The following is a 20,204-nucleotide window of genomic DNA, read 5'->3' as shown; positions in this document are numbered from 1 at the left end:
AGAATTCATCCGTGGCAGGACGGATCAACGACGAGGACGTGAAGGCGGTACGGGACGCGGTCCCGATCGACGCCGTGGTCTCCGAGTACCTCCAGCTGCGCAACGCGGGCGGCGGCAACCTCAAGGGCCTGTGCCCGTTCCACGACGAGAAGTCGCCGTCCTTCCAGGTCAGCCCGAGCAAGGGACTCTTCCACTGCTTCGGCTGCCAGGAGGGCGGCGACACCATCACCTTCGTCATGAAGGTGGACCACCTCTCCTTCTCGGAGGCGGTCGAGCGGCTGGCCGCCCAGGCCGGCATCACCCTGCGGTACGAGGAGGGCGGGTACAACCCGGCCCACCAGCGCGGCGAGCGCATCCGCCTGGTCGAGGCACACAAGATCGCCGCGCAGTGGTACGCCGAGCAGCTCGCCACCAGCCCCGAGGCCGAGACCGGCCGGGTCTTCCTCGCCGAGCGCGGCTTCGACCAGGCCGCCGCCGTCCACTTCGGCGTGGGCTACAGCCCCCAGGGCTGGGACCACCTCACCCGCTACCTGCGCGGCAAGGGCTTCACCGACAAGGAACTGACCCTCTCCGGTCTTTCGCAGGAGGGCCGCCGCGGTCCGATCGACCGCTTCCGGGGCCGGCTCATGTGGCCCATCCGGGACATCGGCGGCGAGGTCGTCGGCTTCGGCGCCCGCAAGCTGTACGAGGCGGACACCGGCCCGAAGTACCTGAACACGCCCGAGACGGCGATCTACCGCAAGAGCCAGGTGCTGTACGGCATCGACCTCGCGAAGAAGGAGATCGCGAAGTCCAGCCGGGCGGTCGTGGTCGAGGGCTACACCGACGTCATGGCCTGCCATCTCGCCGGTGTGACGACGGCCATCGCGACCTGCGGTACGGCCTTCGGCGGCGACCACATCAAGATCCTGCGCCGGCTGCTGATGGACAACGGCTCGGCCCGGGTGATCTTCACCTTCGACGGTGACGCGGCCGGGCAGAAGGCCGCGCTGCGCGCCTTCGAGGACGACCAGAAGTTCGCCGCGGAGACGTACATCGCGATCGCGCCCGACGGCATGGACCCGTGCGAGCTGCGTCTCGCCAAGGGCGACGAGGCGGTCGCCGACCTGGCCGAACCCCGCACCCCGCTCTTCGAGTTCGCGCTCCGCCAGATCATGGTCCGCTACGACCTGGACACCCCGGCGGGCCGCGCGGCGGCCCTGGACGAGGCCGCGCCGATCGTCGCCCGGATCAAGAACAGCGGCGCCCAGCACGAGGTCGCCGTCCAGCTGGCCGGCATGCTCGGCATCCTCGACACCCAGTTCGTGGTCCGCCGCGTCGCCCAGCTGGCCCGCTGGGCCCGGGACCGGGGCGGCAAGGACGCCCCGCAGCAGGGCCGGCCCCGCCCGGACGGCCGGCAGTGGACCGAGGCACCCCGCCAGGCCGCCGGCGGCCCGGCGCTGACCCTGCGCAACCCCGTCCACGCCGCCGAGCGCGAACTGCTCAAACTCGCCCTCCAGCGCCCCGAACTGGTCTCCCCGGCCTTCGACGCCTACGGCGTGGACGAGTTCACCGCCCCGCCGTACGCCGCGGTGCGCCAGGCCGTCGCGGAGTCGGGCGGCGCCGAGTACGGCGTGCCGGACCCGCAGGAGTATCTGGTCCGGGTGCGCGAGGCCGCGCCCGACGACACGGTCCGCGCGATGGTCACCGAGCTGGCCGTCGAGCCGATCCTGCGGCGCACGGTGGACGAGACGTACGCCGGCACGGTCCTGGTGCAGATCCGCCGCCGGGCCGTGGAGCGCCGCATCCGCGACATCCAGTCCCAGCTGACCCGCCTGGCCGCCGGCGGCGACCCCGCCCAGCTGGCCGCCGTGCAGAACGAGTTGTGGGTCCTCCAGCAGTACGACCAGGCGTTGCGGGAGCGGGGCGCGGAGGCGCTGTGACGCCCGGGGCGGGCCGGCCCTCTCCCGGGGCCGCCCGGGGCCGCCCGGGTCCGCACGTGCCGGCCGCATAGTCCGGCGAGCCAGATGACCTCCCCGTCACGGACCGGACGCAAAAAGTCACCGCACGCCCCTCGTGGCGGGCTTGTGTCGTACTCCACACTGGGGGCGGTGCCCGAGTCCTCGGAGCGCAGGCCGTCGACTCTCCGCTGCCGCATACCGCTGCCGCACACCTTCAGCAGCGATCATCCTGGAGGTCGCCCCCCGTGCAGACCCGGACCCTCACCCAGACCGACAGCAGTACCAGCGCCACCAGCACCGGCGCGGACGAGCCGGAACCGGAGACGGACGTCCTCGTGGCCGTGCCCCCGCAGGGCCGAGCCGCCCTGCACCCCGAGGCGGCGGCCGCGGAGCCGGCGGAACCCCCCGCCGAGGCGCTCGCGGAAGAGCCCGAGGAGACCGCGGAGGCCGTCGAGCCCGTCGAGGCGCCGGCCGCCGCCCGGGCCGAGTCCGGGGGCCCCTCGGCCGATCTGTTCCGCCAGTACCTGCGCGAGATCGGCCGTATCCCGCTGCTCACCGCGGCCGAGGAGGTGGAACTCGCCCGCCGGGTGGAGGCCGGCCTGTTCGCCGAGGAGAAGCTGGGCAGCACCCCCGACCTGGACAGCCGGCTCGGACGCGACCTGGACCGGCTCGTCGTCATGGGCCGGATGGCCAAGCGCCGGCTCATCGAGGCCAACCTGCGGCTCGTCGTCTCCGTCGCCAAGCGGTACGTCGGCCGCGGCCTGACCATGCTCGACCTGGTGCAGGAGGGCAACCTCGGGCTCATCCGGGCCGTGGAGAAGTTCGACTACGCCCGGGGCTACAAGTTCTCGACGTACGCGACCTGGTGGATCCGCCAGGCCATGTCCCGGGCCCTGGCGGACCAGGCCCGCACCATCCGCGTCCCGGTGCACGTGGTGGAGCTGATCAACCGCGTCGTCCGCGTCCAGCGGCGGATGCTCCAGGAGCGCGGCTACGAGCCGACCCCGGACGAGGTCGCCGCCCACCTGGACCTCCCGCCCGAGCGGGTGGGCGAGGTGCTGCGTCTCGCCCAGGAGCCGGTGTCGCTGCACGCCCCGGTCGGCGAGGAGGACGACGTCGCCCTCGGCGACCTCATCGAGGACGGCGACGCGGCGAGCCCGGTCGAATCGGCGGCGTTCCTGCTGCTGCGCGAGCACCTGGAGGCGGTGCTGTCCACGCTGGGGGAGCGGGAGCGCAAGGTCGTACAGCTCCGCTACGGGCTGGCCGACGGGCGCCCGCGCACCCTGGAGGAGATAGGGCGCATCTTCGGCGTGACGCGGGAACGGATACGGCAGATCGAGTCCAAGACGCTGAACAAGCTGCGGGACCACGCCTTCGCGGACCAGCTCAGGGGCTACCTGGACTGAGGGGGAACCGCCGTCCGGCGGCCCCCCCGTGCGCCTAGTCGACCTCGGCCACAGCCTGCGCGAACTGGGCCTTGTACAGCCGGGCGTACGCCCCGTCGGCCGCCAACAGCTCCGTGTGGGCGCCCTGTTCGACGATGGACCCGTTCTCCATCACGAGGATCGTGTCGGCGTCCCGGATCGTCGACAGCCGGTGCGCGATCACGAACGACGTACGGCCGGCGGCCAGCTTGGCCATCGCCTTCTGGATCAGCACCTCCGTGCGTGTGTCCACGGAACTCGTCGCCTCGTCCAGCACCAGGATCACCGGGTCGGACAGGAACGCCCGCGCGATGGTGATCAGCTGCTTCTCACCGGCGCTGACACCCGTGCCCTCGTCGTCGATCACGGTGTCGTACCCGTCGGGCAGAGTGCGGACGAAACGGTCCGCGTGCGCGGCGCGCGCGGCCTCCTCGATCTCGCCGCGGGTGACCTCGCGCGCGGCGCCGTACGCGATGTTCTCCGCGATGGTGCCGCCGAACAGCCAGGTGTCCTGGAGCACCATGCCGATGCCGGACCGGAGTTCGTCCCTGGTCATCCTGCGGATGTCCACCCCGTCGAGGGTGATCCGGCCGTCGGACACGTCGTAGAACCGCATCAGCAGGTTGACCAGCGTGGTCTTGCCGGCGCCGGTCGGGCCGACGATCGCCACCGTGTGCCCCGGCTCGACCGTGAGCGACAGGTCCTCGATCAGCGGCTTCTCCGGCTCGTACCGGAACGACACGTTCTCGAGGCGCACCCGCCCGCTCAGCTCCTCCGGCCGCTCGCCCGGCACCGGATCGGCCTCCTGCTCCTCGGCGTCGAGGAGTTCGAAGACCCGCTCGGCCGACGCGACACCCGACTGCACCAGGTTCGCCATCGACGCGACCTGCGTCAGCGGCATGGAGAACTGCCGCGAGTACTGGATGAACGCCTGGACGTCACCGATGGACAGGGAGCCCGAAGCGACGCGCAGGCCGCCGACGACCGCGACCAGCACGTAGTTCAGGTTCGACACGAACATCATCAGCGGCTGCATGACACCGCTGTTGAACTGCGCCCTGAACCCGGCCTCGTACAGCGCCTCGTTCTGCTCGGCGAACTGCCGGGCCGACTCCTCCTGCCGGCCGAACACCTTCACCAGGGTGTGCCCGGTGTACATCTCCTCGATGTGGGCGTTCAGCTTGCCGGTGGAGCGCCACTGCTGCACGAAGTGCGGCTGCGACCGCTTGCCGACCCGGGTGGCGACCACGAACGACAGCGGCACGGTGACGAGCGCGACCAGTGCCAGCAGCCAGGAGACCCAGAACATCATCACCAGGACGCCGACGATGGTCAGCACCGAGTTGATCAGCTGGCCCATCGACTGCTGGAGGGTCTGCCCGATGTTGTCGATGTCGTTCGTCGCCCGGGACAGCACCTCACCGCGCTGGCGCTTGTCGAAGTACGACAGCGGCAGCCGCGACAGCTTCGTCTGCACGTCCTCCCGCAGCCGGTACATCGTGCGGTTCACGGCACGGTTGACCAGCCGGGTCGCGATGGCCATCAGCAGACCCGCGACCAGGAACGTGCCGAGCGCGAGCAGCAGCACGTCGCCGACGGCACCGAAGTCGATCCCCTTGCCGGGGGTGAAGTCGGTGCCGCCCAGCATGTCCGCGACCCGGCCCTGGCCGCGCTCGCGCATGGAGTCGAGCACCTGCTCCTTGGTGGCCCCCTCGGGCATCTGCCGGCCGATGATGCCGGCGAACACCAGGTCGGTGGCCCTGCCGAGGATCTTCGGGCCGACCACGCTCAGGCCCACGCTGACGACCACGCACAGCAGCAGACCGTAGATCGTGAACCGCTCGGGCCTGAACTGGGCGACGAGCCGCCGGCCCGACCCCTTGAAGTCCATCGAGCGCTGGTCGGGCCCCCCGGCCATCATGCGTCCCATGGGCCCGGCCATCAGGCTGCCTCCGCTTCCGTCAGCTGGGAGAGCACGATCTCCCGGTAGGTCTCGTTGGACGCCATCAGTTCGGCGTGCCGGCCGGAGCCGACCACCCGGCCCTCGTCGAGCACGATGATCCGGTCGGCGTCCCGGATCGTCGCCACCCGCTGGGCGACGATGACGACGGTCGCCTCGGCGGTCTCCTCGGCCAGCGCGGCGCGCAGGGCGGCGTCGGTGGCGTAGTCGAGCGCCGAGAAGGAGTCGTCGAAGAGGTAGATCTCCGGGCGCTGCACGAGCGTGCGGGCGATGGCGAGCCGCTGGCGCTGACCGCCGGAGACGTTCGTGCCGCCCTGTGAGATCGGCGCGTCCAGGCCGCCCTCCAGCTTCCGAACGAAGTCCTCGGCCTGCGCCACCTTCAGCGCCTGCCACAGCTCCTCGTCGGTGGCGTCCGGGTTGCCGTAGCGCAGGTTGGTGGCGACGGTGCCCGCGAACAGGTACGGCTTCTGGGGCACGAGCCCGACGGTCTTCGCGAGCAGCCGCGGGTCGACGTCCTGGACGCCCACGCCGTTCACCAGGACCTCGCCCTCGGTGTTGTCGAAGAGCCGGGGGACGAGTCCGAGCAGGGTCGACTTGCCGCTGCCGGTGGAGCCGATCACGGCGGTCGTCTCGCCCGGCCGGGCCACCAGGTCGACGGACTTCAGCACCGGTTCCTCGGCACCCGGGTAGCGGAAGCCCGCGCCCCGGATCTCCAGGTGCCCGTGCGCGCGCAGCTCGGTGACCGGAGCCGCCGGCGGCACGACGCTGGACTCGGTCTCCAGGACCTCCTGGATGCGCTCGGCGCAGACCTCCGCGCGCGGCACCATCATGAACATGAAGGTGGCCATCATCACGGACATGACGATCTGCATCAGATAGGCGAGGAACGCGGTCAGGTCGCCGATGGCCATCCCGCCGCTGTCGATCCGGTGGGCGCCGAACCACACCACCGCGATGGACGACAGGTTCACGACCGTCATGACGATCGGGAACATCAGGGCGAGCATCCGGCCGGTGGCCATCTGCATGTCGGTCAGCTCGGCGTTGGCCTTCCCGAACCGGCCCTGCTCGTACCCGTCCCGGACGAAGGCGCGGATGACCCGGTTGCCGGTGATCTGCTCGCGCAGCACCCGGTTCACCGTGTCCAGCCGGACCTGCATCGACCGGAACAGCGGGCGCAGCCGGCGCACGATGAGCGTCACGGAGACGCCGAGGACCGGCACGACCGCGACCAGCACCCCGGACAGCGGTACGTCCAGGCCGAGGGCCAGCACGATGCCGCCCACGCACATGATGGGCGCCGACACCATCAGGGTGAACGTCATCAGGGCCAGCATCTGGACCTGCTGCACGTCGTTCGTCGTACGGGTGATCAGCGAGGGCGCCCCGAAGTGACCCACCTCACGCGCGGAGAAGGACTGCACCCGGTCGAAGACCTCGCCCCGCACGTCCCGGCCGAGCGCGGAGGCGGTCCGGGCGCCGTAGTAGACGGCACCGATGTTGCACACGACCTGTGCCAGCGAGATGCCGATCATCAGGGCGCCGAAGGACAGTATGTAACCCGTGTCACCCGTCACGACACCGTTGTCGATGATGTCCGCGTTCAGCGTGGGCAGGTAGAGGGTGGCGCAGGTCTGGAGGAACTGCAGCACCACCAGGACGGCGATGGGTTTCTTGTAGGGCCTGAGATAGGTCCGCAGAAGTCGTATGAGCACGCTACGTCTCTCGGAGTCGGCGAAAGGGGCTGGTTCGGTTGCCCTTGGCCCCTATCGTCGAACACTCCACCCGCGTTACCTCAACCGAATTACGCGACGGAGACCGCTCCTGCGCCCCTACGCCTTCCGGGTGTTGTGTCCACCCTCGCCCCTCTACGAGTTGAAAGCTCCGGGGTGGGTCTGCTCGCGTACCGCCGTGAACTGCTGCCGTACCGCCTGTCCCACGGCCAGTTCCTCGCCCGGCTCCAGCACCTGCGCCGCCGCGCCCTGCCAGGCCGGAGGGGTGCGCGGATCGAGGGTGCCCTGCGAGACGCCGAGCGCCCAGGCCGCCTGCCGGGCCGCGCCGATCGCCGCGTAGTCCGCGGGCTGCGGCACGACGACCTGCGCGCCGAACAGCGACGGCGCCGAGGCCTGCACGGCGGGCAGCTCGGCGGCGGCGCCGAGCAGGAAGATCCGCCGCACCTCCACGCCCCGCCCGCGCAGCACGTCCAGCGCGTCCGCGAGCCCGCACAGCATGCCCTCGAAGGCGGCCCGCGCCAGATGCTCGGGCTTCATCGACTCGCGGCGCAGCCCGGCGAGGGTGCCCGCGGTGTGCGGCAGGTTCGGCGTCCGCTCGCCCTCCAGGTACGGCAGCAGCACCAGGCCGTGCGAGCCCGGCGTGGACTTCATCGCCAGGTCGGACAGGCTCTCCAGATCGGGCAGGCCGAGGAGTTCGGCGGTGCCGCGCAGGGTGCGCACGGCGTTCAGGGTGGTGACGACCGGCAGGTGCATGCCGGTGGCGTCGGCGAGGGAGGTGATCATCCCGGTCTGGTCGGCGAGCGCCTCGGGGTGCACGGCCATCACGGAACCGGAGGCGCCGAGCGAGACGACCGCGTCGCCCAGCCCGATCCCGAGCCCGAAGGCGGCGGCCATGGTCTCCCCGGTGCCGGCGGAGATCAGCAGCCCCTCCGGGGTCGTGCCGGCCGCGTCGGCCGGGCCGATCACCTCCGGCATCATCGCCTGGTGGCCGAGTGCCAGCTCGACCAGATCGGGCCGGTAGGCGCCGGTGGCCGCCGACCAGTACCCGGTGCCGGAGGCGCCGCCGCGGTCCGTGGTCCGCCGCACCGGCCGCCCGAGCAGCTGCCAGACGAGCCAGTCGTGGGCCTGGAGAAGGACGGCCGTGCGCAGCGCGTTCTCCGGCTCGTTCTTCGCGAGCCAGCGCAGTTTGGTGACCGGCTGGGCCGCCTGCGGCACGCAGCCGACCGCCTGGGCCCAGGCCTCCCGGCCGCCGAGGGCGTCCACGAGATCGGCCGCCGCGACCTGCGCCCGCTTGTCGCCGCCGACCATGGCCGGGCGGACGGTGTTGCCCTGGGCGTCCAGCGGGACCAGCGCGTTCTGCTGCGCGGACACGCCGATGGCCTGCACGCCCTCCAGCAGGCCACCTCCCGCGGCCTCGCCCAGGGACAGCAGCCAGGCCTGCGGGTCGACGTCGCTAGGGCGCCCGCCGTCCGGCGCCTCGACCGGGTGCGGTGCGTATCCCTGGCGGAGTACCGCGCCGGTGTCTGTGTCACAGACCACGATGCGCGTGAAATCGGGCGAGCTGTCCAAGCCGGCGACTATCCCCATGTGGAGAATTTTGCAGCATCCCCGCGGTTGGTTCGGCCGCCGAGTGCGCACGGGGTCCGAGGGGGCGGCCGGCGTCCGGCGGACGCGGGCCGTGCGGGGCCGCTCGCGTGGTTCCCCGCGCGCCCCCGGCGGGTCACCCCGTCAGGGTTCCCGCGCTCCCGGGCGGGTCACCCCATCGGGATTCCCGTGCTCCCGGGCGGGTCACCCCGTCGGGCTTCCCGTGCTCCCGGGCGGTCCTCCCGCCCGGTGCCGGCACCTGCCCCCTACGTGTTGCTCGTGCCCCAGTCGTCCTCCGCCGTCCCGTCGACGCTGCGCTCCCGCAGGGACCGCACGCGCTGGGCGACGGATTCCGGGACCCGGTCCCCGACCTTGTCGCTGACCGTGTGGAAGGCCTTGCCGGCGTAGACGCGCCCCTGCTGGGCGGCCGTCTCGGCGGTGTTCCGCACCGCGGGGTTCTGTGCGATCTGCCGGGCCGACTTCTTCAGCTGTTCGTAGCGCTCGCGTCCGGCCCGCGTGCCGAGCACGTAACCGAGGGCCAGTCCGGCGAGGAACGTGAGCCGGTAGCGCATGGCTGCCACCCTTCCCGTGTGTAGGTCTCTGGTGCGGCGCTGGCACCGGGGAGTACCGATTGGCGGAGCACCCCCCTGCTTGCGCTAATGTATGTGTCGCAGCGAGCGGCCGCCCCCTGGCGAATACCCGGGTAGGTACGTTCGATGCAACGAGGCGATCCTCCGTAGCTCAATTGGCAGAGCAGCCGGCTGTTAACCGGCAGGTTACTGGTTCGAGTCCAGTCGGGGGAGCTTCGGTCCTCCGTAGCTCAATTGGCAGAGCAGCCGGCTGTTAACCGGCAGGTTACTGGTTCGAGTCCAGTCGGGGGAGCGCTGAACGAGGACCCCTCAGGGGTCCTTTTTCATGTCCACGGGAACCGCCGCGCCCGCGCCGCAGTCCTCAAGGTCATGAGCAGTGTGGAAGCCGACCATCCGAAGCAGGAGATCGTATGAGCGGCTATGCTGCGGCAGACGGCGCGCACACATGTACGCGACACGCCGCTATGGGGCGGTAGCTCAGCCGGTTAGAGCAGCGGACTCATAATCCGTCGGCCGTGGGTTCGAGTCCCACCCGCCCCACCTCACATCGCAGGTGCAGAATCGATGCCACCTGCGTGAACGGAAGAACGGTGGCCGCCACGCCGAGGCGGCGGCCATCGTTCACCCGCGCAGACCAGGATCACCCGCGGTGCCGCTGCCGATCTCGCGACGATCTCGAGCCGGGGCCGTGCCGATCTTGTGCCGGTCTTCCGCGCGAACCGTCCCGCCGGTGTCCGGACCGTCCCGCCGGCGCCTGGACCGCCCCGCCGGTGTCCGGACCGTCCCGCCGGCGCCTGGACCGCCCCGCCGGTGTCCGGACCGTCCCGCCGGTGCCCGGACCGCCCTGCCGGTGCCCCGAGCGTCCGTCAGTGTGTCGTGCCGGCCGAGACCGGGATGTCCGTCTCGTGCGCCAGCGCGGTCGACAGGACGACGCGCAGGCCCTCCGTGGTGGCGTCCACCGGGAGCGAGGGGACCTGCCCGTTCACGGCGAGGGGCATCTCGGGGGTGTGCGGGATGTGCACGAAGCCGCCGCGCCGCTGCCTGCCCTCGGTGGCCAGCAGGTGCATCAGGCCGTAGAACACGTGGTTGCACACGAACGTCCCGGCGGTCTGGGAGACCCAGGCGTTCACGTCGGTCTTCTTCTGCACCTCCGAGACGATGCGCTTGATCGGCAGGGTGGAGAAGTAGGCGGCGGGGCCGTCGGAGGCGATGGGCTCGTCGATGGGCTGCCGGCCGGCGTTGTCGGGAATGGGGCTGTCGTTGACGTTGATGGCGACGCGCTCGACCGAGATGCCGGTGCGGGGGGACAGGCCGATCGAGACGACCAGCTCGGGGTCCGCCTCCAGCACCGCGTCACGCAGTACGGACAGCGACTTGCCGAAGACGCACGGCAGTTGGACGGCCGTCACCCGCACGCCGTCCGGCGGGTTCTTCTGGAGCAGCTGGGCCGCGGCCCAGGAGGGGTTGTAGGTGTCCTTGTCGAACGGCTCGAAACCTGTCACCAGTACGCGGGCCATGTGAACTTCCTCGGTTCGTGGGGGGATTGTGCTTCCTGGACGGTCAGTCGATAAAGGCGCCGGCTACGGCGAGGGATGTGCGCACGGTTCGGTCCTCTCCGGTGGCGTGATTCGCGCCCCAGTACGGTTCATCCCCATTTGTTTGATTTATTTCGCTTCCTTTGCCGAGTGTTCGCCCGAGCGGACGCCTCGTCAGGCGTGCGTCACCGCAGGGTCGGTGGGCAGCGCGCGACGTCTGTGCAGGAACGCGAGGGCGCCCGCGGACAGCGTGCCGAGCACCGCGCAGCACACCCAGGGCAGCCAGGTCCGGCCGTTGTCCGCGGCCCGGTCCATCACCCAGCCGACCCCGCCGGTGCAGGCCGTGCCGAACGTGCCCGACAGGACGTGGAACAGGCCGAAATAGGTGCCCGCCATGCGCTCGGTGGCGTACCGAGCGACCAGTTCCATGGCCGGCGGCTGGGCGACCATCACGCCCAGCTGGAGCAGGAGCACACCGACGACGAGCGGGGCGAGCCGTACGGCCGTGCCGAGTGCGCCGGCGGCAGCGCCGAGTCCGTCCGTCAGCGCCGGCGGCAGGAAGCCGAGCCCTATGAGCAGCACGCCGGGCGCGATCCACGCCTCCGCGCCGCCGCGCAGCCGGGTCAGCGTGGTGACGCGCAGCTGGAGCAGCAGGTTCGCCACCGCCCCCACCAACGGCAGCAGGGCGGCGGCGCTCTGCCACCCGGAGGCCCGGTGGGCACTCTCGGTGAACAGCAGGTACACCTGGCTCTCCAGCGCCGACATGCCCGACATGGTCAGCGCGAAGGCCAGGAAGGCGTGATTGCCGAGAGCCTCGCGCCAGTCGCGCAGCACGGTTTCGGACGCGGGCCGGACGTGCTGCTCCGGCAGCGCGAAGAACTGGGCCACCGTCAGGACGGCGAACACGGCCGCGGCGGTGAGCGCGGTGACGCGGAAGTCGATGAGGCACAGCATGCTGCCCAGCAGCAGGCCGAGCAGCCCCCCGGTGGTGGCGAAGACGTTGAACAGGGCGAACGCCTCGGCCTTGCGGTCGGCGGCGGCCTCGGCGACATAGGCGCGCACCGCCGGGTAGAACAGCGCGCCCGCCAGCCCGCTGAGCACCGACGCCGCCAGCGCTGCGGGCACCCCGTCACCGAAGGCGAAGAGCGCGAAGCCCGCCGTGCGCACCGCGCAGCCGAACGGGATGACCCGGTGCGCGCCCAGCCGGTCCGCGGCCGTGCCGCCCACGACGAACAGGCCGTGCTGACTGAGCTGGCGTGCGCCGAGGATCGCCCCGGTGGCCGCCGCGGACAGGTGGAGGTCGTGGCTGAGGTGGGTGGAGAGGTAGGGGATCAGAAGGTAGAAGCCGACGTCGATGCCGAGTTGGTTGACGAGCAGCAGACGCATGGTCGGCGGAAAGCTTCGAACGGTTCGGAAGGTGTGCATGGCGCTTCCTTCGGCGCTGCCGCTCCGTCAGGGAAGCGGCCGGCCACGGCTGTTCATGCGTTTCCTTGACGACCGTAGGCACATGGACAGAGCTTCGGACCGAATGCAGCAACGAGCACCCGTAAAGGGGACTTGCGTCTGATCTGCTAACTATCAGGTGGTTTGACGTCAATGCGCGGGCTCGTGCACGTGCGACGCGGTGGTGAATCTGGTGGCGCCCGCGCGTCGCTCAGCGCGGGCGCGGGAAGCGAGGGAGCGTGGAACGCACCTCTTCGCAGCAAGGCCCCGAACCACAGCAGCCGTTATCCGGGGCCATACCGGCCGCCCCCGACGCCGTGCGCCGGGAGGAACGCAAACTCCGCAGGCACCTGGGCTTCTGGGCCCTGACGGCGGTGGGCTTCAGCGACATCGTCGGCTCCGGCTGGCTGTTCAGTGCGATGTACGCGGCGCAGACCGCCGGCCCCCTGTCCGTGCTGTCCTGGCTGGCCGCCGGGGCGCTGGCCATGCTCGTCGCGCTCGTCCTGGTGGACCTCGCGGCGCGGATGCCGGAGGCCGGCGGCACGGTGCGCTGGCCGCTGTACGCCAACAGTCCGCTCGTCGCCGGTGTGATCAGCTGGGCGGTGCTGCTGTCCGTGGGGGCGAACGCCGCCGAGGTCACCGCGACCGTGCAGTACCTGACCCGCTGGTTTCCCGCACTGCACGCGCACGGCCGGCTGAGCTGGCCGGGTGTGGTCGTCGCGGTCGCCCTCACCCTCGGCTTCGCGACCCTCAACTGGTTCGGCGTACGCCTCTTCACCCGGGTGAACGTCGTCCTCACCCTCGTCAAGACGTCCGTCCCTGTCCTGACCGTCGTCCTGCTGCTCGCCTCCGGCTTCCACCCGCACCGGCTCACCGACCACGGCGGCTTCGCCCCGTACGGCTGGTCCGCGGGCCTGGCCGCCCTCTCGGCGGGCGGCGTCATCTACGCCGTCAACGGCTTCCAGGCGCCCGTCGACCTGGCGGGCGAGGCCCGGGACCCCGGGCGGCACCTGCGCAGGGCGGTGCCGACCGCCATCGGTCTCGCCGTCCTGCTGTACACCGGTCTCCAGCTCGCCTTCCTCTTCGCCGTCCCGGACGGCGCCCTCACGCACGGCTGGCAGGGCGTCGACCTCACCTCCCCCTTCGGCGAGCTGGCCCTGCTGATCAACCTGCACTGGCTGGCCATGCTGCTGTACGCCGACGCCGTCGTCTCGCCCGGCGGTGCGACCTTCGTCGGGGTCGGGATCAATGCCCGGCGGTCCTACGCGCTCGCCAAGAACGGCATGCTGCCCCGCTGGTTCCTGAGCGTGCACGCGGGCTCCGGCATCCCGCACCGCGCGCTCGTGCTGAACGTCACGGTGATGACGGTCTACCTGCTGCCCTTCGGCACCTGGCAGGACGTCGTCGGCACCCTGGGCAACCTCTTCCTGCTCGTGTACGCCACCTCCGCCGTCGCCGCCGCCACCCTGCGCCCCGCCGGGCGCCCCGCCGGGCCGGTCCGCTGGATCGCACCGCTCAGCTTCCTCGTGGCCACCCTGTTCGTGTACTGGTCCACCTGGCACCGCCTGCGCCTGACCCTGCCCCTCGCGCTCGCCGGGGTGCCGCTGTCCTGGCTCGTCCGGGCCGGGCGGGGCAGGTTCCCGCTGCGCCGGGAGCTGTGCGACGGCGCCTGGCTGCTGGTGTGGCTCACCGGCCTGCTGTGCTGCTCCGCGCTCGGCTCCTTCGGCGGCTCCGGACTGCTGTCCCAGCCATACGACACCCTCGCCGTGGTCGGGTTCAGCTCCGCGGTGTTCGCCTGGGCGGTCCGCTCCGGCCGCCGGCACGTGGCCGAGGCGCGCCCTACCGGCCCCGGTCGACCGCTCCTACGCTGATTCGGCACCGGTGGTGGCGCCGACCGAAAACCCCTGACAGGAGGCCGGAATGACGGAGCGTCAGAAATCGGAGGCGGGCGTCCGGGCGCTCGCCCGCGGGATCGTCGTCACCGCCGCCGGCACCGGCGAGGCGGGCTACGGCGGGGACGGCGGTCCCGCGGCCGGGGCGGTCCTGGACCAGCCGCGGGCACTCGCCGTGGACGCGTCCGGTGCGTGGTACGTCGCCGAGTGGAAGGGCCACCGCGTCCGGCGCGTCGACCGCGACGGGATCATCACCACGGTCGGCGGCACCGGCGAGCCGGGCTACGGCGGCGACGGGGGCCCGGCGCACCAGGCGCGGCTGAACGAGCCCGGCGGGCTGGCCGTCGCCCCCGACGGCGCCCTGTACGTCGCGGACTACTGGAACCACCGCATCCGGCGCATCGACCCGGACGGCGTCATCACCACCGTCGCCGGCACCGGCGAGGCGGGCTACGGCGGCGACGGCGGCCCGGCCGCCGCCGCACTGTTCACCGAACCCCGGGGCCTCGCGCTCGACGGGGCGGGCACCCTCTACGTCGCCGAGTGGGGCGGGCACCGGGTCCGGGCCATCGATCCCGACGGGATGATCCGGACCGTGGCGGGCACCGGCGAGCCCGGCTCCGGCCCGGACGCCGTACCCGGACCCGCGAGCGCCCTGCACCATCCGATCGACCTCGCCGTCGACGCCGAAGGCCGGCTGTACATAGCCGACTGCTGGTCGCACCGGGTACGGGTGGTGGGCCGCGACGGTGTGATCGGCACCGTGGCGGGCACCGGCGAGCCGGGAGCCGGCGACGGACGGCTGCACCAGCCGCGCGGTGTCGACCTCGACGGCACCGGAGCCCTGTACATAGCCGACTCGCTCAACGAGCGTGTCTGCGTGCGGACTTCTGACGGTGTGCTGCACACGGTGGCCGGGGGCCCGCCCGGCCACGAGGTGGAGGGCGGGCCCGCGCTGGGGGCTCGGCTGCGGCTGCCACGGGCACTCGCCCTGACCCCGGGCGGGAGCCTCGTCGTGGCGGAGACCGACAGCCATCGTGTGCGGCTGGTCAGGCCGGGTCAGTAGGCGTAGCCGGACTCGCTGTTGCTCGCCGTGACATGGGTGAACTTGTTCTGTTCCGCCTCCTGCGCAAAGACCGTGACGAACTCGTCGTTGTCGTTCAGGTCGTGGTCCGTGGTGTCACCGCCGCCGAGCTGACCGTTCCGGTTGAGACCCCAGCCGATGATGTCGTTGCTGGTGCCGTTGCCGGCGGCGCGTACGGCGAGGCCGTAGTCGTAGCCCGCCGAGATCGACTCGACCGAGGGCAGCTGTGTGGCCTCGTGGGCGCTCGTCCGGTCGGTCTTCGTCCCGTCCGCGAGCTGTCCGTTCCCGTTGCTGCCCCAGCCGTAGACCTTGTCGTCGGAATAGAGGGCGTAGGCGTGGTCCCAGCCGGCGACGATGTCCCGCAGTCCCGGACCCGTTCCCTGGGCCGTGCCCGTGCCCGTGCCTGTCCCGGTGCCCGTTCCGCCGGTCTGGCCGCCCGGTTGCGCCGGGCTCGTCTGACCGGCGGGCAGGCCCTGGACCTGCACGGGCTTGCTGCTGGACGCGAGGTCGTCCTTGGTCTTGTTGACACCGAGCTGGCCGCGCGAGTTGTCGCCCCAGGCCCAGACCGTGCCGTCGGACTTCACGGCCAGGCTGAAGTCGCACCCGGCGGCGATCCTGACCACGTCGGTCAGCTCCGGGACGTCGACCGGGGTGTTGTGGTTGCCCTTGTCCTTGTCGCCGAGACCGAGCTGACCCTTGTCGTTCAGGCCCCAGACCTTGACGGTGTTGTTCTCGGTCAGGAGCATGCTGTGGTTGCAGCCGGCCGCGACCTGCCTGCCGCCGTGCATGCTCTGGACCAGCTTGGGAACCGAGCGGTTGTCGTTCGTGCCGTCGCCGACCTGGCCCTTGTCGTTGAGGCCCCAGGCGTAAACCCCGTCCGCCTTACCGGTGTTCACCCGCAGGGCGAGCGCGTGCTGTCCGCCCGCGGCGACGTCCACGACGTTGTTGAGGCCCGGCACCTTGCCCGGCGCGGGGTTGTCGGTACCGGGTCCGGTGCCGAGCTGGCCCTTGCCGTTCTGGCCCCACGTCCACACACTCATGTCCTTGCGCAGGGCTACCGCGAACCCCTTGCCGGTTTCGATGCCGCCACCGGACGCGATCTTGTACACGTCCTGCTTGGGCAGGGTGGGAACCGCGGTCGGCGCGTACCGTGCGGTCGTCGTCGAATTGCCCAGCTGACCAGAGGTGTTGGCGCCCCACGCGTACACCAGCGGGTCGTGTCCCTCGGCGGGGAGAGCCGGTGCCGCCGCCGTACCGAGGGCGGTCGCGGTGGCTATGACGGTCAGGGCGGTGCGCAGGCGCAGGCCACGGGTCTTCGCGTTCATGGGATTTCCGTTCTCTCGGGCACCACGACGTAAGCGGGGCGCCGCAGTTGGAGGGGGGAGGGGACCGCCCACTCGAAGCGGGGCGTCCAGCAACATGTCTGCCGCGCCCGAATCGCTTTTCGGCCTCCGACAGCCCGAGTTCACGCCATTGGGCGGTGGCTGCCGGACCTTGGCTACGCCAAAGTCCCCTCGGCTTGCGGCCAGCTGGAGTCACTTCGCTGCAATCGGCGCAAAACGGGGCAAGTTCGAATGGCGGCCCTCGCCGACGTGCCGTTGTCTGAGACCGGCGGCTCCCTCCGCGGTGTGGCACTGCAGCTGCCGCCAACCCCCCTGACCGAAGGAGAACCATGCGTGTTCCCGTTGTGCGCCGTGCCCTGCTCGCGGCCGGAATCATTACCGTGGCGGGTGTCTCCGCCCTGGGTCTGAGCAGCCTCACCCCGGTCGCCGCCATGCCCACGGCCGCGGTGGCAAGGGCGGACGACCCGCCCGCTTCGTTCAGCCCCGCGCCCAAGCCCGACACCCAGACGGCGCCGCCGGCGGCGGACCCCGGACAGCCCAAGCCGCCGTCGATCGGCCCGGGCTCACCCGTCCCGTCCCCGCCCGGCACCGACCCCTGCGCCAGTGCGGGCATCAACGGCATCCCGGCGAGCGAGCAGTGCGGGGCCATCGCGAAGAACCAGGCGGCCAACGACAAGTGCCAGGTGGAGAAGTTCCACGAGTGCAGCAAGCCCATCTCGGGCGAGGCGCAGGACAAGTGGCAGAAGGACCAGGACGCCTACCAGAAGAAGCACGAGGACTTCGACGCCGTCACGCGCTCCGCTCCCCCCGAGCAGGGAGTGGACCAGCAGTGCCACGTCACCTCGGGCATGCGTGACCGGCTGACCGACGACCAGGTCATCGTGCCGCAGTCCTCCTGGTGGGCGTGCTGAGCACCGACGGCCCGCCCCACCTCGACCCCACCGCCTCGCCCAAGGAGACATCCATGCCCCGACGCCCCCTGACGTACTGCCTGTCCGCGCTGCTCGGCAGCTCGCTCGTACTGGGCGCTCTGCCCGGCGGCGCGCTCGCCGAGGACGCGGTCGACGCGCCGATCGAGAACCCGGACCTGGCCCGGCCCCACGTACCGTCCGGCGCCCAGAGCACGGCGCCGGACGGCTGGGACGGCCAGAACACCCAGCTGTTCTCCGCCGCCCTCGCCGCCCACCCCGCCAGGCTCCAGGCGGCCTCGCTCAGCGGCGGCGCGCTCGGCAACGGCGGCGGCCTCGGCCAGCTCGGCAACGGCCCGGGCACGTCCGGCAACGGCGCCGCCGGCACGCTCAGCACTCGTCTGTGGCGCGTCCAGAAGGGCTCCAAGGTCACCGTGACCTGGGACGACAGCCCCAGTCCGCTCACGAACTGCGGCACGGACGACCCCACCAAGGGCCAGCAGTACCGGGTGTCGGTCACCGGCGAACAGGGCGAAGACACGCAGGACTTCACCACGGACACCACCACGTCGGGCACGGCCAAGTGGCACGAGGGGCGCTCGTACTCCTTCACGGCCGCCGAGAACAACCCGAAGATCAGCTGGGCCTACCGGAAGGCGTCCGGCTGCGGCCCGCTGGTCACCCACTTCCGGGCGACGCAGGACCCGGCCCCGGTGCCGTACGACCTCAAGAAGGCGCGGCTGCCCATGCCCCAGGCGTACCAGGGACGCACACCGATCGAAGCGCGACTGGTGGCACAGGACTGCCTGGCGGGCCCCAGGACCTGCCACTTCGAGAAGGACGACCGGTACTCCTACCGGTACTACGACCGGCCGCGCATGGTCGGCCAGGCGTACGTCAACTGCACTCGCAACCCCATCACCGACCAGCGCCCGGTGAACTGGGAGGAGCTGCCGTACGACAACATCACCCAGTACTTCGCGCAGAAGGACGGTGAGACCCAGAAGCCGCAACAGCCCGGTCCGCAGGGCCTCCAGCAGCAGGCCGCCCCGCAGCAGCCGCACCAGACCGACGTGCGGCAGGGCTTCCAGAACATCGCCACGCAGATCGCGGCCGGCTTCACCCGGGCCGACGGCAACCCGCTGGAGATGGCGACGAACAACCCTCTGCTCTACGGCCGCAAAGAGCAGCGGAACCTCTCCGTCACCGTGCAGCCCGGCGAGGTGAGCTGGATCGAGGTCCAGGCGTCCCGCGAGCGGCTCGCCGGCGCCCTGATCCACGACTCCAAGAACGAGCGGATGGACGTCTTCGCCGACGTGCCCTCCGGCTCCCTCGGCGACCGCTTCTACCAGCGCACCGGTCCGATGAGCAAGGTAGAGCTGGCCCGGTGCGCCGACGCCCGCGACAACGCCCGCACCCCGGACAACACGATCGGCGCGCCCACGCTGCGGGCCGCCGCGCACCTGGTGCCGGCCGGTGCGGCACCCAGGGGCATCAGGACCCGCAGCGTTCCCCTGACCGCCGCCGCGGCGCCCGCACGGGACTGACCACACCGTCCCGGCCACCAGCAACGTAAGGAGACACCCATGGCCCACACCCCCCGTCCCTCCCGCCACCGGAGAGCGGCGACCCGCCGCGCGCTCGCGCTGCTCCCCGTCCTGTCCGCCCTCACCCTCACCGCGGCCCTTCCCTCAGCGGCGGCACCGCTCGGCGGGCCGGCCGGGGACGGCATCGGGGAGATGCCCGAAGCCCGGGCCTTCGACGGGAAGAAACCGCTGAAGTCGGTGGAGGAGGTGACCTCCCTGTGCGGCCGGCGGGAACGCTACAACTGCTCGTTCAAGCTGGCCCCCGAGCGCAAGAAGGAGTTCACCAGCGCCGTCTACTCGGTGTCCAACGGCGCCATCAACTGCACCAACTCGGACATGACCATCAAGCGCACGGTGAAGCTGGACACCACCAGCAGCGACAACATCGGCGGCGAGATCTCCGGCAGCGGCACCATCGAGGGCACGGCCTGGACCGACAACGAGGTCAGCGGCTCGGCCACCGGCGAGGTCGACGCGCAGCAGACGCTCCAGAACGCCACCAAGGGCAGCGCCACCAACGAGAACACCAGCAAGAGCAGTGAGACCAACCACTCGGCGCCCAAGGACAAGGGACCCAACCAGGACTCCACCTCGGAGAGCACGTCCTCCACGAGCGCCACCGTGGAGAACACGGTGACCGGAACGGCCCAGACGACCGAGAAGGGCACCACCACCGGCGCGTTCAAGAGCCTCGTCCACCTGGCGCTGCGCGGCGCGTTCACCGCGGCCTTCAAGGGGACCTGGAACCACACCTGGAGCATGACCAACTCCGAGAGCACCGAGGTCACGTTCACCCTGAAGGCCAACGACGAGATCCAGTTCGGTGCGCTCAACTCCATGTCCCGCGTGGTCGGCGACCTGCATGTGGACGGCACCGGCAAGCTGGTCAAGGACATCGCCGTGGACGGGCCGTCGACCACGAACTCCAGCACCGTGGTGGCGCAGACCTACAGCAACCCCGACAAGTGCCAGACGCTGCGCCCGTCCGGCGCCACCGCGAAGCAGCCGGACGACAACGGCAAGCGCAGAAGCATCCGACCGCGGACCGGTACCGGCGGCCACCGGCTCACCGGGACCTACGTGCTCCAGAAGGGAGGCACCTGGCGGAAGATCGGCTGACCCGGGCAGGGACCGCGTGGGCGGCCGGAGGCGGGACCTCTCCGGCCGCCCGTGCCCTCGGCG

At 71.4% G+C, this 20,204-nt stretch carries 13 protein-coding genes, 3 tRNA genes and 1 pseudogene; 10 read left to right on the top strand and 7 right to left on the bottom strand.

Annotated elements, in window-relative coordinates; translation table 11 throughout:
• Positions 1–11: 11 nt before the first annotated feature.
• Positions 12–1,922 carry a DNA primase gene (dnaG, locus tag JK361_RS09420; RefSeq protein WP_201815257.1) on the top strand — a complete coding sequence of 637 codons (1,911 nt, stop codon included), beginning with the start codon at positions 12–14 and terminating at the stop codon, positions 1,920–1,922.
• An 84-nt stretch (positions 1,923–2,006) separates the two neighbouring features.
• Positions 2,007–3,346 (top strand): annotated as a pseudogene (locus JK361_RS09415) (RNA polymerase sigma factor).
• Positions 3,347–3,380: 34 nt separating this feature from the next.
• Here JK361_RS09415 and JK361_RS09410 read toward each other — a convergent pair.
• The 4 genes from JK361_RS09410 to JK361_RS09395 all read right to left on the bottom strand — a co-directional run bounded on the left by JK361_RS09410 (position 3,381) and on the right by JK361_RS09395 (position 9,213).
• The gene (locus tag JK361_RS09410; RefSeq protein WP_201815255.1) at positions 3,381–5,306 is read right to left on the bottom strand and encodes an ABC transporter ATP-binding protein; all 1,926 of its coding nucleotides are present in this window, start codon (positions 5,304–5,306) and stop codon (positions 3,381–3,383) included.
• Complete coding sequence (locus JK361_RS09405) at positions 5,306–7,039, bottom strand: ABC transporter ATP-binding protein (RefSeq protein ID WP_201815254.1); 1,734 nt, start codon at positions 7,037–7,039, stop codon at positions 5,306–5,308. Before JK361_RS09405 ends, JK361_RS09410 begins: the two co-directional genes overlap by 1 nt.
• A 153-nt stretch (positions 7,040–7,192) precedes the next feature.
• Complete coding sequence (locus JK361_RS09400) at positions 7,193–8,644, bottom strand: xylulokinase (RefSeq protein WP_201815253.1); 1,452 nt, start codon at positions 8,642–8,644, stop codon at positions 7,193–7,195.
• Between the two features lie 263 nt (positions 8,645–8,907).
• The gene (locus JK361_RS09395; protein WP_201815252.1) at positions 8,908–9,213 is read right to left on the bottom strand and encodes a YtxH domain-containing protein; all 306 of its coding nucleotides are present in this window, start codon (positions 9,211–9,213) and stop codon (positions 8,908–8,910) included.
• Between the two features lie 158 nt (positions 9,214–9,371).
• On the opposite strand from JK361_RS09395, the gene JK361_RS09390 reads away from it, so the two are divergent.
• The 3 genes from JK361_RS09390 (at position 9,372) to JK361_RS09380 (ending at position 9,771) form a co-directional block, all read left to right on the top strand.
• Positions 9,372–9,444 (top strand) — tRNA-Asn (locus JK361_RS09390).
• A gap of 6 nt (positions 9,445–9,450) precedes the next feature.
• Positions 9,451–9,523: transfer RNA gene (locus tag JK361_RS09385), tRNA-Asn, on the top strand.
• 174 nt (positions 9,524–9,697) lie between these two features.
• Positions 9,698–9,771 (top strand) — tRNA-Ile (locus JK361_RS09380).
• A 326-nt stretch (positions 9,772–10,097) separates the two neighbouring features.
• Here the strand turns inward: JK361_RS09380 and pcp are convergent.
• Together pcp and JK361_RS09370 are read right to left on the bottom strand one after the other, a co-directional pair.
• Positions 10,098–10,748 (bottom strand): pyroglutamyl-peptidase I, encoded by a 651-nt coding sequence (pcp, locus tag JK361_RS09375; RefSeq protein ID WP_201815251.1) that lies wholly within the window; start codon positions 10,746–10,748, stop codon positions 10,098–10,100.
• A gap of 192 nt (positions 10,749–10,940) precedes the next feature.
• Complete coding sequence (locus JK361_RS09370; RefSeq protein ID WP_201815250.1) at positions 10,941–12,191, bottom strand: MFS transporter; 1,251 nt, start codon at positions 12,189–12,191, stop codon at positions 10,941–10,943.
• A gap of 257 nt (positions 12,192–12,448) precedes the next feature.
• Here JK361_RS09370 and JK361_RS09365 point away from each other — a divergent pair, with 257 nt between their 5' ends.
• Together JK361_RS09365 and JK361_RS09360 are read left to right on the top strand one after the other, a co-directional pair.
• Positions 12,449–14,080, top strand: a complete 1,632-nt coding sequence (locus tag JK361_RS09365; protein WP_307787231.1) for an APC family permease — start codon at positions 12,449–12,451, stop codon at positions 14,078–14,080.
• A gap of 49 nt (positions 14,081–14,129) precedes the next feature.
• Positions 14,130–15,167 carry an NHL domain-containing protein gene (locus JK361_RS09360; RefSeq protein WP_201815249.1) on the top strand — a complete coding sequence of 346 codons (1,038 nt, stop codon included), beginning with the start codon at positions 14,130–14,132 and terminating at the stop codon, positions 15,165–15,167.
• Here the strand turns inward: JK361_RS09360 and JK361_RS09355 are convergent.
• Positions 15,161–16,510 carry an RCC1 domain-containing protein gene (locus JK361_RS09355; RefSeq protein WP_201815248.1) on the bottom strand — a complete coding sequence of 450 codons (1,350 nt, stop codon included), beginning with the start codon at positions 16,508–16,510 and terminating at the stop codon, positions 15,161–15,163. The two genes, JK361_RS09360 and JK361_RS09355, sit on opposite strands and share 7 nt — an antisense overlap.
• A gap of 347 nt (positions 16,511–16,857) precedes the next feature.
• Here JK361_RS09355 and JK361_RS09350 point away from each other — a divergent pair, with 347 nt between their 5' ends.
• The 3 genes from JK361_RS09350 to JK361_RS09340 are packed head-to-tail and all read left to right on the top strand — an operon-like array spanning position 16,858 to position 20,141.
• Positions 16,858–17,439: a hypothetical protein gene (locus JK361_RS09350; protein WP_201815247.1), complete on the top strand. Its 582-nt coding sequence runs from the start codon at positions 16,858–16,860 to the stop codon at positions 17,437–17,439.
• Positions 17,440–17,492: 53 nt separating this feature from the next.
• The gene (locus tag JK361_RS09345) at positions 17,493–18,983 is read left to right on the top strand and encodes a hypothetical protein (protein ID WP_201815246.1); all 1,491 of its coding nucleotides are present in this window, start codon (positions 17,493–17,495) and stop codon (positions 18,981–18,983) included.
• Positions 18,984–19,022: 39 nt separating this feature from the next.
• Entirely contained in the window at positions 19,023–20,141 is a 1,119-nt protein-coding gene (locus JK361_RS09340) for a hypothetical protein (RefSeq protein ID WP_201815245.1), read from the top strand.
• Positions 20,142–20,204: the final 63 nt, after the last annotated feature.

Origin of the sequence: Streptomyces musisoli (assembly GCF_016741855.1) — a bacterium.
GTDB lineage: Bacteria > Actinomycetota > Actinomycetes > Streptomycetales > Streptomycetaceae > Streptomyces > Streptomyces musisoli.
Note: the sequence above shows the minus strand (reverse complement) of the source record. Positions and strands in the feature narration are given on the sequence as shown.

Bases quoted from the DNA above. Each gene is read 5' to 3' on its own strand.
- JK361_RS09410 (WP_201815255.1), bottom strand. From the start codon at position 5,306: ATGGCCGGGCCCATGGGACGCATGATGGCCGGGGGGCCCGACCAGCGC.
- JK361_RS09400 (WP_201815253.1), bottom strand. From the start codon at position 8,644: ATGGGGATAGTCGCCGGCTTGGACAGCTCGCCCGATTTCACGCGCATC.
- JK361_RS09395 (WP_201815252.1), bottom strand. From the start codon at position 9,213: ATGCGCTACCGGCTCACGTTCCTCGCCGGACTGGCCCTCGGTTACGTG.
- pcp (WP_201815251.1), bottom strand. From the start codon at position 10,748: ATGGCCCGCGTACTGGTGACAGGTTTCGAGCCGTTCGACAAGGACACC.
- JK361_RS09370 (WP_201815250.1), bottom strand. From the start codon at position 12,191: ATGCACACCTTCCGAACCGTTCGAAGCTTTCCGCCGACCATGCGTCTG.
- JK361_RS09360 (WP_201815249.1), top strand. From the start codon at position 14,130: ATGACGGAGCGTCAGAAATCGGAGGCGGGCGTCCGGGCGCTCGCCCGC.
- JK361_RS09355 (WP_201815248.1), bottom strand. From the start codon at position 16,510: ATGAACGCGAAGACCCGTGGCCTGCGCCTGCGCACCGCCCTGACCGTC.
- JK361_RS09350 (WP_201815247.1), top strand. From the start codon at position 16,858: ATGCGTGTTCCCGTTGTGCGCCGTGCCCTGCTCGCGGCCGGAATCATT.
- JK361_RS09345 (WP_201815246.1), top strand. From the start codon at position 17,493: ATGCCCCGACGCCCCCTGACGTACTGCCTGTCCGCGCTGCTCGGCAGC.
- JK361_RS09340 (WP_201815245.1), top strand. From the start codon at position 19,023: ATGGCCCACACCCCCCGTCCCTCCCGCCACCGGAGAGCGGCGACCCGC.